This window comes from Shewanella sp. 10B (assembly GCF_023475885.1).
GTDB lineage: Bacteria > Pseudomonadota > Gammaproteobacteria > Enterobacterales > Shewanellaceae > Shewanella > Shewanella mangrovisoli.
Genome location: NZ_JAMDJO010000001.1, coordinates 569459 through 585293, shown reverse-complemented (window position 1 = coordinate 585293; position 15835 = coordinate 569459). Strand labels below are relative to the sequence as shown.

Below are 15835 nucleotides of genomic sequence, written 5' to 3'. Positions count from 1 at the left end.
ATATGAACAAGTTTGCAAGATTTAGAGCACAATTCAGTCTGTTACTAGCCTTAACCACCCTGCTTACCGCCTGTGGTGGCAGTGATGGTAACGATGGTTCACCCGGTGAGCCAGGTAAACCACCCGCGATGACGATTACTAGCCTAAACATCATGGTCGATAAAGTCGCCGTGACCGACGGCATCGCCCAAGTCGATTATCAGGTGAGCAACCAAGATGATGAAGCCGTGGTCGGTATTCCCTCGGCCACCTTCATTGCGGCGCAATTACTGCCTCAGGGCGCGACAGGTGCAGGCAATAGCAGTGAGTGGCAACATTTCACCTCTGAAACGTGCGCCGCTTCTTGCCCTGGCACGTTTGTCGACCATAAAAACGGCCATTACAGCTATCGTTTTAGTGCCACATTTAATGGCATGAATGGCGTGAGCTTTCTTAACGATGCGACCCAGAGAGTCGTCATCAAACTCGGCGGCGATGCACTAGCCGATGGCACAGCTCTCCCCATTACCAATCAACACTACGATTGGCAAACCTCGGGTAATACCCTTGCCTACACCCGTAACTTAGTCACCATTGAAACCTGTAATAGTTGCCACAGTAATTTGGCGTTCCATGGTGGGCGTTACAACCAAGTTGAAACCTGCGTAACTTGCCATAACAGTAAAAAAGTCAGCAATCCTGCGGATATTTTCCCGCAAATGATCCACAGCAAACACTTAACGGGATTCCCACAATCCATCAGTAATTGCCAGACTTGCCACGTCGATAATCCTGATTTAGCCGAGCGTCAAAACTGGCATAGGGTGCCCACTATGGAAGCTTGTGGAGCTTGCCATACCCAAATCAATTTCCCTGCGGGCCAAGGCCACCCTGCGCAAGCAGATAATAGCAATTGTGTTGCCTGCCATAATGCCGATTGGACCGGCAGCGTACACGGCAATGAAGATCAAATGGCCGCGTTAGCCCAGTTTAGTCCAAGCATCAGTAGCGCAAGCATGGATGCCAATGGCACAGTGACCGTTGCCGTGACGCTAAGCAATCCAGCAACTGGTACTGTATACAGTGAGAGCGCAGATAAGCTCAAATTTATCAGCGACCTAAGGGTCTATGCTAACTGGGGAACCAGTTTCGATTACAGTACCCGCTCTGCGCGTTCAATTCGTCTGCCTGAGTCCACGCCAGTCTCTGGCAGCAACGGCACTTACACTTATACCATTTCGGGTCTCACGGTTCCGGCGGGAACTGAGGCCGACCACGGTGGCTTAGCGATTCAAGGTCGAGTTTGCGCCAAAGATAAAGTACTAGTGGATTGCAGCACTGAACTTGCCGAGGTTCTAGTTATCAAGGCAAGCCATAGTTACTTTGATATGTCAGCCTTAAGTGCCACTGGCAGACGCGAAGTCATTAGCAATGCCAACTGTGCTAACTGCCACGGCGATCAACAACTGAATATTCATGGCGCACGTAACGATTTAGCGGGCCAATGCCAACTTTGCCACAACCCGAATATGCAGGCCGACGCCACGGCGGCAAATCCCTCCATTACCTCCTTTGACTTTAAGCAGTTAATCCATGGGATCCATACCAGCCAATTTGCCGGTTTTGAGGACCTCAACTACCCAGGCAAAATCGGTAATTGTGCTCAATGCCATATCAAAGATGCGGCGGGAGTTTCAACGGTTGCCCTGCCCTTAAACACGGCGGTTCAACCACTTGCGCTGAACAACGGCACCTTCACGAGTCCGATTGCCGCGGTGTGCAGTAACTGTCACTCAAGTGATACCACCCACAACCATATGATGCAGCAAGGTGCGGTATTTGCGGGAACAAAAGCCGACGCCACCGCAGGCACAGAAACCTGTGCTTTCTGCCACGGACAAGGCGCTGTCGCCGACGTATTGAAAGTCCACCCTATTAAATAACCCTATGATGCAGGCCGAAAGGCCTGCTACTGCAGATATAAAAGGAACTCATACTATGCAGTCATCTACCTCTAAAGAAATAGTCAGATCTCAATCACATTACCCGCTTAAAGTGACTGATAAATACCAATGACTTAGTTAGCCTTACAGGTGGGATCTAATTGCACACATTAAATGCGGTTAATGAGATTTATTCTTATTCGCTAAGCGCTTAATGATGAATAAAACTATTGCAGGGAAATATCATGATGAAACGGTTCAATTTCAATACCGCAACAAAAGCGATGTTGGGTGCCGGTTTACTTTCACTTCTTCTCACTGGTTGCGGTGGCAGTGACGGTAAAGATGGTGAAGACGGTAAACCAGGCGTTGTTGGTGTTAATATCGACTCAACCTCAACGTTAAAAGCGAAATTCACAAATGCCACTGTTGATGCTGGCAAAGTCACCGTTGATTTTACATTGGAAAATGCCAATGGTGTGGCCGTACTCGGCTTAACGAAAGATCACGATTTACGATTCGGTATTGCTCAGCTCACCCATGTGACTGAAGCAACGGACGATCCAGCTAAACCAGCGGATCGTGGCTATCAATGGCAAGCCTATATCAATGCCAAAAAAGAGCCAGGCACTGTTCCATCAGGTGTCGATAACCTTAATCCATCGGCCCAGTTCCAAGCCAACGTTGAAGCGGCAAATAAATGCGACACTTGCTTAGTTGACCACGGTGACGGTAGTTATAGCTACACCTATCAGGCCAATATTGCCAATGTAACTGAGCCACTCACAGTTACTTACAGTGCCGACGCGACTCAACGCGCCACAATGGAGCTTGATTTACCACAGGTTGTGGCCAACGCCCATTTCGATTGGCAACCCTCTACAGGCAAAACTGAAGGCATTCAAACCCGCAATGTGGTTTCTATTCAAGCCTGTTACACCTGTCACCAACCAGAAAGCTTAGAGCTGCATGGTGGTCGTCGTATCGATCTTGAAAACTGTGCCTCTTGCCATACAGCAACTTCTGGTGACCCAGAATCAGGCAATAGCATTGAATTCACTTACATGATCCACGCTATCCACAAAGGTGGTGAGCGTCATACCTTCGATGAGACAGGCGCAGAAGTTCCAGCACCTTACAAGATTGTTGGTTACGGTGGTTCATTACACGACTACGGCAAAGTAGGCTTCCCATTGAAACCTGCCGCGGACTGTTCTGCATGTCACGTTGAAGGTGCGGGCGCGCCTGCGAATGCAGACCTCTTCAAAGCCGATTTAAGCAATCAAGCTTGTATTGCTTGTCACACCGAAAAACCATCTTCACACCACAGCAGCACAGATTGTACGTCTTGCCACAATGCCACCGAACCTTACGGCGGTACTGGCAGTGCAGCTAAACGCCATGGTGATGTACTGAAAGCCTATTCAGATACTCAAGCAATGGGCATCAAGTTCAGCAATGTGGGTGTAAATGACACTGGTAAGATTACCTTTGATGTTCAAGTCGTTGATAAAGATGGCAACGCTATCGATAAAGCACTTGTAAACCAAAGCTCACGCGTTGTTGTGGCATGGGATTCTGATAAAGATTACCCAAGCTATGCTGACGCCTCTTACAGCAACCGTCGTATCGCACTGAGCGAAGGCGCTTACAACGAAGCGACCAAAACCTATACATTAACTGGTACTAAGTTCAACCTACCAGCGGATGCTAACGGTAAAACCTTTGAACTCTGGTCTACATTAGAAGTGTGTTTCAACAGCGGTGGTTACGGTGTTGCCGAAATCGTTCCAACCGATTGTAGTGTGGCGAACGTGCGCAAAGTACCCGTGAAAGAAGCCCCTTACCACTTCGTTTGGAAAGACACAGGTGTAGATAGCGCTGCAACCGCTAAAACACGTCGTGAAATCATCGACCCAACTAAGTGTCAAGGCTGTCACAATCAGGAAATCCACCACTATGACAACGGCGTAAACTGCCAAACTTGTCATACATCGGATAAGACCCTGAAGAATGATTCAGCCTATCCAGGCGGCAAGATCCCAACCAGCTTTGCTTGGAAAGCCCACGAACGTGAAGGCCATTACCTCAAGTATGCTGGCGTTCAATCAGGTACTGTACTTAAGACCGATTGTTCAACCTGTCACACTGATAAAGGTATCACCCTAGGACGTGCTCCTGAGCGTGTATGGCGCTATGGCGACATCACCAACGGTGGTGCTGATATTTGGGTATCTTCAGATGCGGGTGCATGTTTAAGCTGTCACCAGAAGTATCTGTCTGATGCGGCTAAGTCTCACATTGAAGCTAACGGCGGTATCTTAAATGGTACCAGTGCTGCGGATGTTCAAACCCGTGCGTCTGAAAGCTGTGCAACTTGCCATACTCCAACTCAGTTACGCGAAGCACACGGTAACTAAATAAACCACCTCTTTAGCGATTAAAGAGACTGGACAAAAAGAGAGAGGTAACCCCTCTCTCTTTTTTATTTTCCCCCTCACAATCCGCCGTTTTTTTGATCTAAATTTGTTTTTCCCCTGTGGTTTAACTACCTCTTTAGAAATAGAAAGATCCAAGTCACACATTAGCAAAGGCCTTGAAGATTTTAGGGGCATGTTAGGTTAGCCTTTCCTTGGGGAATTCTATTTCCAGCATCCACTTAAGTTGCCTTCGAGACCAAAGCACAGACAAAGAATCTGTCGGGCGCAGGAGATAAGCAGTTAAGTAATGCCAAACCTATGCAGGGAAAAAAATGATGAACGTACAAAAATCAAAATTCGCACTGCTGCTCGCAGCAAGTGCCGTCACTATGGCCTTAACTGGCTGTGGTGGAAGCGATGGTAATGATGGTAAACCCGGTGAGCCAGGTGGCGAGCCAGCTCCCGCTATTCAAAAACTCAATTTTACCTTTAACAAATCTGTTGTGACTAACGGTGTCCCAAGTGTGGAATTCACCGTGACTAACGAAGACGATTTGCCAGTAGTGGGCCTGCAAAAAATGCGCTTTGCTGCTGCTCAGCTGATTCCTCAAGGAGCTACAGGTGCAGGTAATGCCTCTCAATGGCAATACTTTGGTGATGAGACCTGTGATGTAGCATCAACCTGTCCAGGTACCTTCGTGGACATGAAGAACGGCCACTACAGCTACACCTTCAAGATGAATCTCACTGCCAACGCTAAGATCACCTATAACGATCAGTTAGCGCAACGTGTTCTGATCCGCGCTTACAACACGCCATTACCAGACGGCACACAAGTCCCAAACAGCAACGCTTATGTTGATTTTACCGCTGACACTGGTGCAACACCGGGTTACAGCCGTAAAGTCGTCGCCACTGAAAGCTGTAATGCTTGTCACCAAGACTTAGCCAATGTGAAACACGGCGGCGCTTACTCAGATGTTAACTACTGCGCGACTTGCCATACTTCTGGCAAAGTGGGTGTAGGTAAAGAATTTAACGTGTTAGTCCACGCTAAACATAAAGACCTCACCTTAGGTTCGTTAGAAAGCTGCCAAAGCTGTCACGTTGAAACCGAAGCCGCACCTGATTGGGGCAACTGGTCACGTATCCCAACTGCCGCCACCTGTGGCAGCTGCCATACAGCCGTTGATTTTGCCGCAGGCAAAGGCCACTCTCAGCAGTTAGATAACTCTAACTGTATCGCTTGTCACAACAGCAATTGGACTGCCGAGTTACACACAGGCAAAACCGCTGAGAAGAAAGCGGTTATGGCTCAGTTAGGTATGTCGGCCACACTCGCGGGGCAAGAAGACAATACTGCGGTATTAACCGTATCTATCTTAGATAAAGACGGTAATGCCATCGATGCAGCAAGCGTACAAGATAAGATCAAACGTTTAGAAACAATCACTAACGTCGGTCCTAACTTCCCAATCATGGGCTACAACAAGAGCCCAGGTAGCGGTGCTGCTAAGGTAGCCAAAGACCTCGTTAAAGATGGTGCACTGCAAGATGGTGTGACCTTAGTTGACGGTAAACTGGTATTCACCACCCCTGCACTGCCATTTGGTGCTGGCGATACTGATACCGCCTTTACCTTTATCGGTCTGGAAATGTGTAACACAGGCACCACGCTGACGGCTTGTACTACAGATAGCACAACCACCAGCATGAAAGCTGACTTAGTCTTCGGTACTAAATCAGGCAATGCACCAAGCATGCGCCATGTGAACTCAGTGAACTTCAGCACTTGTCAAAACTGTCACAGTGATACCTTCGAGCTACATAAAGGTCACCACTCAGGCTTTGTGATGACTGAACAAGTTTCACATGCCAAAGACGCAAACGGTAAGCCAATTGTCGGTGTGGATGCCTGTGTGGCCTGTCATACCCCTGATGGTACCTACGCAAGCGGTGCAAACAAAGGTGGTTTCGAAATGAAACTGCACGTGGTTCACGGTGAGCAAGGCGTTATCAAAGAATGTACTCAGTGCCACAACGACTTCAACTTAGACGCGTTCAAAGTGAAGGGTGCACTGGCCACTTCTGCTGGTAAATACACCACGCCAATCACAGCAACTTGTACTTCATGCCACGCGCCAGAATCTATTGGCCACGGCTTAGAAAATATGGGCGCGATTGTGAACGGTGATTATGTTCAAGCCAACCAAGCGGCACAGTCAGAAACCTGTTTCTACTGCCATACCCCAACAGTTGCAGATCACACTCAAGTGAAAATGTAATTTGCCCAAGCAGGGGGAGTTCGCTCCCCCTTTCTTGAATTTTGTTGGGACAAATTGGGAAGCCTATTATGAAGAACAGCCACAAAATGAAAAACCTACTGCCGGCATTGATGATGTCTGCGGTCATGGCATTTGCCATCGTACCGAGTGCTCACGCCTCCAAGTGGGATGAAAAAATGACGCCTGAGCAAGTCGAAGCGACCTTAGATAAGAAGTTTGCCGAAGGCAACTACTCACCCAAAGGCGCCGACTCTTGCTTGATGTGCCATAAAAAATCCGAAAAAGTCATGGACCTTTTCAAAGGCGTCCACGGCGCCATTGACTCCACTAAGAGCCCAATGGCTGGCCTACAATGTGAGGCTTGCCACGGACCTATGGGTCAACACAACAAGGGCGGCAACGAGCCGATGATCACTTTTGGTAAGCAATCGACCTTAAGTGCCGACAAGCAAAACAGTGTGTGTATGAGCTGTCACCAAGACGATAAGCGTATGTCTTGGAATGGCGGTCACCATGACAACGCCGATGTTGCTTGTGCCTCGTGCCACCAAGTACACGTCGCGAAAGACCCTGTGTTATCTAAAAACACTGAAATGGACGTCTGTACAAGCTGCCACACTAAGCAAAAAGCGGATATGAACAAACGTTCAAGTCACCCACTCAAATGGGCACAAATGACCTGTAGCGACTGTCACAATCCCCATGGGAGCATGACAGATTCTGATCTGAACAAACCAAGCATTAACGAAACTTGTTATTCCTGTCACGCCGAGAAGCGCGGCCCAAAACTCTGGGAGCATGCACCCGTCACTGAGAGTTGTGTTACTTGCCACAATCCTCACGGTAGCGTGAATGATGCCATGCTGAAAACCCGTGCACCGCAGTTATGTCAGCAATGTCACGCCAGCGATGGCCATGCCAGCAATGCCTACTTAGGTAACACTGGTTTAGGTTCAAATGTCGGTGACAATGCCTTTACGGGTGGAAGAAGCTGCTTAAATTGCCATAGTCAGGTCCATGGTTCTAACCATCCATCTGGCAAGCTATTACAGCGCTAAGGAGACGAGAAGATGAAATTCAAACTCAATTTGATCACTCTAGCGTTATTAGCCAACACAGGTTTCGCCGTAGCTGCCGATGGTTATGGTCTCGCCAATGCCAATACCGACAAAGTGAAACTCTCAGCGTGGAGCTGTAAAGGCTGCGTGGTTGAAACCGGTGTATCTGGCACTGTCGGTGTCGGCGTCGGTTACAATGGCGAAGAGGATATTCGCTCTGCCAATGCCTTTGGTTCTAAAAACGAAGTCGCGGGCAAGTTCGATGCAGACCTTGCCTACCGTGGTGAAAAAGGTTACCGCGCCAGTGTTGAAGCCTATCAATTGGGCATGGATGGCGGACGTTTAGATGTGAATGCGGGCAAACAAGGCCAGTACAATATCAATCTAAACTACCGTCAAATTGCCACCTACGATAGCAATAGCGCCCTCTCGCCCTATTCTGGTATCGGCGGCAATAACCTGACCTTGCCCGATAACTGGGTTACCGCAGGTTCGAGCAGCCAAATGCCACTATTGATGGACAGCCTCAACAGCCTCGAGTTATCACTGAAACGTGAACGTGCAGGCCTTGGGTTCGAATATCAGGGTGAATCGCTGTGGAGCACCTATGTGAACTACATGCGTGAAGAAAAAACCGGGTTAAAACAAACCTCTGGTAGCTTCTTCAACCAATCTATGATGTTGGCAGAACCCGTGGATTACACCACTGACACCATAGAAGCGGGCGTGAAACTCAAAGGCGATCGTTGGTTCACTGCGCTCAGTTACAATGGTTCAATTTTCAAAAATGAATACAACCAGCTGAACTTTGACAGTGCCTTCAACCCCACTTTTGGTGCGCAAACCTCTGGTGCCATTGCACTCGATCCCGATAACCAGTCACACACAGTGTCGCTGATGGGTCAGTATAACGACGGCAGTAACTCACTGTCTGGCCGTATTTTAACCGGACAAATGAGCCAAGATCAGTCACTGGTGACCTCGGGCTACGGTTATCAACTGCCAACGGATGCTGTTGACGCCAAAGTCGATCTGCTGGGCATGAACCTCAAAGTGGTGAGCAAAGTCAGCAACTCGCTTCGCTTGAGTGGTAGTTACGATTATTACGACCGTGACAACAATACCCCAATCGAAGAGTGGACGCAGATCAGCATCAACAATGTCAGCGGTAAGGTGGCCTATAACACCCCTTACGATAACCGCACACAACGCTTTAAAGTGGCGGCGGATTATCGCATTACCCATGGCATTAAGCTCGATGGTGGTTATGACTTCAAACGTGACGAACGTGAGTATCAAGACCGTGAAAGCACGGATGAGAACACCGTTTGGGCCCGTTTGCGCGTCAATAGCTTCGACATGTGGGACATGTGGGTAAAAGGCAGTTACGGCAACCGTGACGGCTCACAATACCAAGCGTCTGAATGGACCTCTTCTGAAACCAACAGCCTGTTACGTAAGTACAATCTGGCTGACCGTGACAGAACCCAAATCGAAGCGCGCATCACCCATACGCCGCTCGACAGCCTGACCATAGACTTCGGTGCCCGTTATGCGCTGGATGATTATACCGATACTGTGATTGGCTTAACTGAGTCAAAAGACACCAGTTATGACGCCAATATCAGCTATATGATCACCGCTGACTTACTGGCAACGGCCTTCTACAACCACCAAACCATTGAGTCAGAACAAGCGGGTAGCAGCAATTACAGCACCCCAACCTGGACTGGCTTTATTGAAGACAAAGTAGATGTGGTGGGCGCAGGCATCAGCTACAACAATCTGCTGGAGAATAAGTTACGCCTAGGTCTGGATTACACTTACTCAGACTCCGACAGTAACACTCAAGTCAGACAAGGTATCACCGGCGACTATGGCGACTATTTCGCCAAAGTCCATAACATTAACTTATATGCTCAATATCAAGCGACTGAGAAACTCGCGCTACGCTTCGATTACAAAATTGAGAACTATAAGGACAATGACGCCGCCAACGATATCGCCGTTGATGGCATTTGGAACGTCGTAGGCTTTGGCAGCAATAGCCATGACTACACCGCACAAATGCTGATGCTGAGCATGAGTTACAAGCTCTAAACTGCGTTTATTGATAGTCAAAAGCCCGCATTTCTGCGGGCTTTTTTATTGGTTATGAAAACAAAAACTCATCGCGCTTTAGAAACAGGCTCTTGCTATTCCAGAAGCCAAAATCTTGAATAAGATCAGACTCTGAGGCAAAACTTGCGCCGAAAATAAGGTATTCCTTGAGTTTACTGGCACTTTAGCGGATGTTAATTCAGTGAGTTAACTATCAGTGGATCTTAGATGTCGTCCTTCACTTGCTCTTTTTGGCGTTTATCGCCTCTGCCCACCTCGATAGGCTTAAGTTTGTTCACCACCCCAGCTATGGCATTCGATTCTAGTGGTGGTACGGCGAGCTTATTTATCATCGTCGGACTGGGTGGATTTACCCTGATCAACGCATTGATGCAGGGGCTGTTCTTTTTTGCGGGTCAGTATCGTAATCCCATTTTTGCTAAACGCCATGTGCTGATCGCACTGATAGCACCACTGCTCGCCTTTGCCTTAACCCTTTATGCTCACCGTGCCTGGAGTGACTTTGCACTCAACCTCGGCATGATCATTGTCGGCGTTGGACTGATTTTATTACCGTTGCAATTACGCCAACTCAATCAGCCCAGCAACCAATATGCGAACTGGCTGCTGAGTCTTGGCGCTTTATTCGTGTTAGGCATCAGTTATCTACTACCACCCTGCGCCCTGTTTGCCATTATCTTGGGCCATATTGCTTTAGCCTCTCATGCTAAGGCTCCCACTAAAGCCTTGGGCAGCAAGTTATTGAGTTATGGTGTATTAGTAGCGTCCTATGCGCTCTTTGGCTATTGGCTCTACCATCTATTGAGCAAACTTGGGGCTTGATGATGACAGATATGTCGCGCCCAGCTAGCGAGCCAAACTGCTCAGCCGAGCTAAGTGAACTGCTCAAACAAATCCGTGCTTGCCAACTGTGTCAGGCCGAATTGCCCCTGCCAGCGAAGCCCATCTTGCAAGCCAGTAGCCAAGCACGGATCTTAATTGCTGGCCAAGCCCCCGGCGTAAAAACCCACCATAAGGGCATTCCCTTCGACGATGCCAGTGGCGAGCGGCTGCGCGCTTGGCTTAATGTCACTCGGGAACAATTTTATGACCCCGCATTGTTTGCCATAGTACCGATGGGATTTTGTTTTCCGGGAACCATTGAACGCAATGGTAAAAAGCAGGGTGATAAGCCACCCTGCCCCGAGTGCGCCGCAACTTGGCATGCGAAGTTATTGGCCTTGATGCCACAGATAGAGTTAGTGCTAGTCCTTGGCCAATATGCCATTGATTACCACCTGTCGCGCGCGCAAGCCATAGCGACAGACGGCGCGTTATACTCCCAAGCGATAGCGGTAACCACCCCACAAGCGAACAAGAAGATCACAGTGACCCAAGCCATTGAGCAATGGGTGTTATATTGGCCAAAGCTGATGGTCATGCCCCACCCAAGCCCACGCAACAATCTTTGGCTAAAACAGCATCCCGAGTTTGAGCGCGAACTGCTCCCCACTCTTCAAGCAAGGATCGCAGACTTGCTGGCAAGCACTCCCGAACCGAAATAAAACCCAGTAAACTCCCAATAAAAAGCCCCATTAAGGGGCTTCGAAATTAGAACTTGAAAACTGGAGCTTAGAAACGGTTTTAGGCTTGCAGCTTAATTGCCATCAAGGCGCTGCACTCATAACCAGATTACTGACAGCTAACCCCTACCGCTAAAAATGCCGCAGCCACATCCGCCACTGGATAACCAGAACCTTTGGCACTTGCCGCCTGCTGAACCCCACAGGCCGCTTTGTTAAAGGTCGAGGTCGGTGTCCAATAAAGCTGGTTCGCTAACACAAACACATCGAACGCCTTGCGGGTATCCCAACCATTCTTGGTCGCCAGCGTGTAAAAGGCTTTGTTAAACACCCCTGAGGAGTAATGCACATCCATGGAGCTCGTGTAGTTGGCGGCATTGTCGATTGAGCGGCCATCCTTAGGCGGATTATCCATATAACGCAGTGCACCATTACCTTTGACTATGTCGTAGCCCACTTTCCAGTCGTTACTGCCACGCATGTAGAACTCGGCCGCTTCACCAGCAATATCCGAAAACGCCTCATTGATACCGCCTGACTGGCCACTGTAATTTAAGCCTGAGTTTTGCTCGGTAAAACCGTGGCTCACTTCATGGGCGGAAACATCCAAACTTACTAGGGGATAGAAGTAACTGGCACCGTCACCGAAGGACATGGCAGAGCCATCCCAGAAGGCATTTTCATAGTTACGGCCATAATGCACCCGCATCTCTAACTGAAAGGTTAACGGCGCAGTGTTGTACCAATCCTTATACATATTAAAAATAACGCCACCGAAATAGTGCGCATCATTTAAAGGCGAATAAGCGCCATTGACCGTCTGATAAGTGTTCTCCGGACAAGTAAAAGTGAACACCGAGCCACGGCGGGTCGAGTTCGCCATGTTCACGGTTTTCACATTGGCATTGGTCATAGTGCATGTACCATTAGACTCACTCACCTTAAGAAAACCGTAATCACTGCCGTAATAGTAATCCCCGATTTTGACATTGCCGCCAGGGCCCGTTGCATCAAAGGGAGTGCTACTGCCACCTGAACCACCTCCACCACTACCGGGTTTACCCGCGTTATTCTTGGCAGTCATGATTTCATTCCAATGCTCAAGCACCTCACCGGTTTGCGCATCGACAAAGCCCGTTGGCCGAGACAGTGCATCGGTTTGGTCGCTTAAATAGGACACCCGATACACTAACCTCGGGGTATCGTCCTGCATCAGGATCACTAGCTCAACATCCTTTTTCCCTGTTGCCGCTGAACCTGGATATAACCGATTCAAAGCCGCAATCGCCTGTCCTTGAGAAATCCCTACCTCTACCGAAAAATCATCCGCAATTTGTGCCACATCCCCAATCGCACTCTGCTCGCTATCATCGTTACTCACCACCAGATGATGCCCATATACGAGTACGCCATTAAAATATTGCAACGCTTTTGTTTTGGTTTGACCTTTATTAAGCGTTACCGTTTTGACCGCTTTAAAGCTGTGTTGTTGGCTTAACCCAGCCGCTGCCGAGAGGGGTTGCCCGTGATTAACTTTGATTTCGACTGCTTGCGCCTGAAGACTCGCCGCAATACAGATCGCCACTGCTGAAGGTAAGAGATAAACTTTCATCGCGATATCCTTTGCCATAGGTCACAGAGGAACCAAGACACTTAAGGGAACAAAATTTGGCTTCAATCTGCACCCTTCTCACTTGTTAAAACAAAGTTAACGAGAGTTAGGTTCAATTCTCAGTATAGAAGATTAAAAAACACCTGCCCTTTTCTCTTATTTGCCATTACCCTAACCAGATTGCCACTTGCGCCAATCCCTTTCTCAATCGTTTGAAAACTAAGGTGAGTTATGTACGTTTTGGATCAACACATTGCCAAACAAATTGTGAGTCGCACCATGAAAATCATTGGGCACAATATCAATGTGATGAATGGTCAGGGCGTGATCTTAGGTTCGGGCGATCCCAAACGTATTGGCTCGACCCACGAGGGCGCGCTGCTTGCCATCGCCCAAAACCGCAATGTGGAACTGAGTGAAGAAGTGGCCTCAGGCTTACATGGCGTCAAACCCGGCATCAACTTACCCTTACATTATCAAGGGCAAATTATTGGGGTGATTGGTATTACTGGCGATCCGGCCGAGTTAACCCACTACGGCGAGCTGCTCAAAATGACCGCCGAGATGATTGTCGAGCAAGCCAACCAGCAGGATCAACTGCAGTGGGAAAATCGCCAGCGTGAAGAATTTATTCTGCAGTTGATTAAGGTGCAAACCGATGACGATGAACAATTACATCGCTGGGCCAAGCAACTCGACATCGATATCAGTCTGCCGCGAGTGGCCGCCATTATTGAGGTCAGTGAAAAGCAATCCGCGCCAACCCAGCACAAATCCGCTGCGTTTTCGTCATTAGTTCAGAGCGAGCAAAACGCAGACGAGCGTAATCCCAGAGTCAGCGAAATCCTCAAGCAAGTGCTGCATTTGCTGCAAAACCCCGATCGCGGTAACTTGATTGCGATGACCTCCATGTCGCAATTGGTGATCTTAAAACCGGCGTTTCTGGATGGTAAACAATGGGATCCCGGGCTTGAAAACCAGCGTATCGATAAACTGCTGCAGCGGTTACCGGCGCAGATGGATTTACATTTTAAAATCGCCCTTGGGCATTTTTTCCCTGAAAAAGGCGGCATTGCCCGCTCCTACCAAACCGCGCAGGAAACCTTAAACTTAGGCAAACAGCTCCATCCCGAGGGCACAAAATACCTGTTTGAAGACTACTCCTTGCAAGTGCTGCTATCGGGACTCAAGCATGATTGGCGTGGTCAGGCGCTGGCCAGCCCCTACCAACAGTTAGCCAAGGCCGATAAAAATGGCCAGCTACGTAAGACTTTAGCCGCCTATATCACTCACTTTGGTGATGCGCAGCAATGTGCTAATGCATTGTTTATTCATCGAAATACCCTAAGATATCGGTTAGATAAAATTCAGCAACTCACCAAGAGTGACATCCATTCCCTCCACGGACTGTTAAGTCTTTATCTTGGGCAGTTGATAGATACCTCGAATTACCGACTCGAGTAGAGCCCCATATCACCGCTAGAGTAAAACTCAGCATCAGCAAGCGTTAACTTATTGAATTGAAATTAGCGAGTAATTATCACTCACACAAACTCAGGCTTAATCCAGCAGGCGTTGCTTAATTTTGCTGCCCTCTGGTCAGATATTCACAAAATAAGTGAAAGATAATTTCGCCTCGTCCTTTCCTATAAATGCACAAGACACCCATACGGTTAAATTGCTTAAGGAAGGAAACCCCATGCAGCCATATCATGCCAAACTCAGCTCACTCGCCACTGCTTGCCTAATGGTCGGCTCAATGTTTGTCGCCCCACTTGCCAGCGCGGCGGAGCGTACCATTCCCGAATTAGTGGATGCAGTGAACGGTACGCCTGATGCGGCGAGTCGCGAGGCGGGTAAAAAAGTGAAACTGCGTAATCATACAAAAGGGTTTTGTACCTCGGGCTACTTTGCCCCAAATCCCCAATTGCACGATTCACTCAACATTCCCTTTTTTAATCAAAATCCCATTAAAGTGACCGCCCGTTTTTCCCTCGGCGGCACCAATCCTAAGCTGTCCGATAAAACCCCTGGACGCTTTATGTCATTGAAAATCGATGGAGAGCGGGAAAATCTCAACTTTGTCACCACCAATGTGCCAGTCTTCTTTGCCAGTAACCTTGAGGATTTTTACCTGTTCCAAACTAAAACCAAACAAGGCGCCGAAGGTAAGCAATGGCTTATCGATAATAAGCCCGACGCCAAAGCCTTTTTCGATTATCTAAAACAATTGCCGCCAAGTCCGAGTTTTGCCAATAGCCAGTACTTTGGGGTGAACAGTTTTCTGTTTACCGATAAGCAAAATAACAGCATTGCGGGTAAATGGATTTTTGAACCCGTAGCGGGCACGCAAGCACTCACTCCGCAAGCATTGGCACAGCTCGATGATGACTTTCTCAAGCCTGAGTTACTCAAGCGAATTCAGTCTCAACCCGCCAAGTGGGATCTGTATATTCAGTTAGCGGAGCAAGGCGATGAGATCAATAACCCGACAGTGCTCTGGCCCGAAAATCGTCAGCGCATTCTCGTCGGCCAAGTGGTGATTGATGGTAAGCGCGACAGCGATCCTCAAGTACAACAATGCGATAGAAGCATCTTTAACCCTCTGCTCCTGCCCAAAGGCATAGCAGCGTCGGATGACCCAATTCTCAATGCCCGCACCGCGGCATATGTGGAGTCCTTTATCCGTCGTCAATAAGCACGGCTCGCGGTGCAGTTCGCGTTAGCAAAACAAGATTCTTTACATTACATTCGAATTCACGGCCCTTATTTTGTGCGCACGCACAAAATAAGGGCCAATTCCGCCCGTAATTCCGTCGATTTACCCAAAGCTATTCAGTTTACAGTGTTCAATA

Annotated in this window: 10 protein-coding genes; 9 read left to right on the top strand and 1 reads right to left on the bottom strand. The window is 48.5% G+C overall.

The genetic code is table 11. The annotated features are described in order from the left end of the window. The first annotated feature begins 2 nt into the window (after positions 1-2). From M0415_RS02400 to M0415_RS02370, 7 genes are all read left to right on the top strand, one after another. Positions 3-1922 carry an OmcA/MtrC family decaheme c-type cytochrome gene (locus M0415_RS02400; protein WP_249555799.1) on the top strand — a complete coding sequence of 640 codons (1920 nt, stop codon included), beginning with the start codon at positions 3-5 and terminating at the stop codon, positions 1920-1922. Positions 1923-2167: 245 nt separating this feature from the next. Continuing rightward, a complete protein-coding gene (locus M0415_RS02395) occupies positions 2168-4342 on the top strand; it encodes an OmcA/MtrC family decaheme c-type cytochrome (RefSeq protein WP_249555800.1) in 2175 nt (724 codons plus the stop codon). Between the two features lie 332 nt (positions 4343-4674). Next, positions 4675-6627, top strand: a complete 1953-nt coding sequence (locus tag M0415_RS02390; RefSeq protein WP_249555801.1) for an OmcA/MtrC family decaheme c-type cytochrome — start codon at positions 4675-4677, stop codon at positions 6625-6627. Positions 6628-6695: 68 nt separating this feature from the next. Then, entirely contained in the window at positions 6696-7685 is a 990-nt protein-coding gene (locus M0415_RS02385) for a DmsE family decaheme c-type cytochrome (protein WP_249555802.1), read from the top strand. Between the two features lie 12 nt (positions 7686-7697). Continuing rightward, complete coding sequence (locus M0415_RS02380) at positions 7698-9785, top strand: MtrB/PioB family decaheme-associated outer membrane protein (protein ID WP_088210728.1); 2088 nt, start codon at positions 7698-7700, stop codon at positions 9783-9785. Between the two features lie 228 nt (positions 9786-10013). Further along, positions 10014-10628: a hypothetical protein gene (locus M0415_RS02375; protein ID WP_249555803.1), complete on the top strand. Its 615-nt coding sequence runs from the start codon at positions 10014-10016 to the stop codon at positions 10626-10628. Beyond that, a complete protein-coding gene (locus M0415_RS02370) occupies positions 10628-11350 on the top strand; it encodes a uracil-DNA glycosylase family protein (protein WP_249555804.1) in 723 nt (240 codons plus the stop codon). Before M0415_RS02375 ends, M0415_RS02370 begins: the two co-directional genes overlap by 1 nt. A gap of 127 nt (positions 11351-11477) precedes the next feature. Here the strand turns inward: M0415_RS02370 and M0415_RS02365 are convergent, their stop codons facing one another. Then, positions 11478-12980, bottom strand: coding sequence for a M4 family metallopeptidase (locus M0415_RS02365; protein ID WP_249555805.1), 1503 nt, complete (start codon positions 12978-12980; stop codon positions 11478-11480). Positions 12981-13211: 231 nt separating this feature from the next. Here M0415_RS02365 and M0415_RS02360 point away from each other — a divergent pair, with 231 nt between their 5' ends. Together M0415_RS02360 and M0415_RS02355 are read left to right on the top strand one after the other, a co-directional pair. Further along, positions 13212-14444: a sugar diacid recognition domain-containing protein gene (locus tag M0415_RS02360; protein ID WP_249555806.1), complete on the top strand. Its 1233-nt coding sequence runs from the start codon at positions 13212-13214 to the stop codon at positions 14442-14444. A gap of 235 nt (positions 14445-14679) precedes the next feature. Continuing rightward, entirely contained in the window at positions 14680-15678 is a 999-nt protein-coding gene (locus tag M0415_RS02355; RefSeq protein WP_249555807.1) for a catalase family peroxidase, read from the top strand. Positions 15679-15835 lie beyond the last annotated feature (157 nt).

What these genes read in the sequence shown, in the direction of transcription:
- M0415_RS02370 (WP_249555804.1), top strand. Translation starts at nt 10,628, where the DNA reads ATGATGACAGATATGTCGCGCCCAGCTAGCGAGCCAAACTGCTCAGCC.
- M0415_RS02360 (WP_249555806.1), top strand. Translation starts at nt 13,212, where the DNA reads ATGTACGTTTTGGATCAACACATTGCCAAACAAATTGTGAGTCGCACC.
- M0415_RS02400 (WP_249555799.1), top strand. Translation starts at nt 3, where the DNA reads ATGAACAAGTTTGCAAGATTTAGAGCACAATTCAGTCTGTTACTAGCC.
- M0415_RS02365 (WP_249555805.1), bottom strand. Translation starts at nt 12,980, where the DNA reads ATGAAAGTTTATCTCTTACCTTCAGCAGTGGCGATCTGTATTGCGGCG.
- M0415_RS02355 (WP_249555807.1), top strand. Translation starts at nt 14,680, where the DNA reads ATGCAGCCATATCATGCCAAACTCAGCTCACTCGCCACTGCTTGCCTA.
- M0415_RS02385 (WP_249555802.1), top strand. Translation starts at nt 6,696, where the DNA reads ATGAAGAACAGCCACAAAATGAAAAACCTACTGCCGGCATTGATGATG.
- M0415_RS02395 (WP_249555800.1), top strand. Translation starts at nt 2,168, where the DNA reads ATGATGAAACGGTTCAATTTCAATACCGCAACAAAAGCGATGTTGGGT.
- M0415_RS02390 (WP_249555801.1), top strand. Translation starts at nt 4,675, where the DNA reads ATGATGAACGTACAAAAATCAAAATTCGCACTGCTGCTCGCAGCAAGT.
- M0415_RS02380 (WP_088210728.1), top strand. Translation starts at nt 7,698, where the DNA reads ATGAAATTCAAACTCAATTTGATCACTCTAGCGTTATTAGCCAACACA.
- M0415_RS02375 (WP_249555803.1), top strand. Translation starts at nt 10,014, where the DNA reads ATGTCGTCCTTCACTTGCTCTTTTTGGCGTTTATCGCCTCTGCCCACC.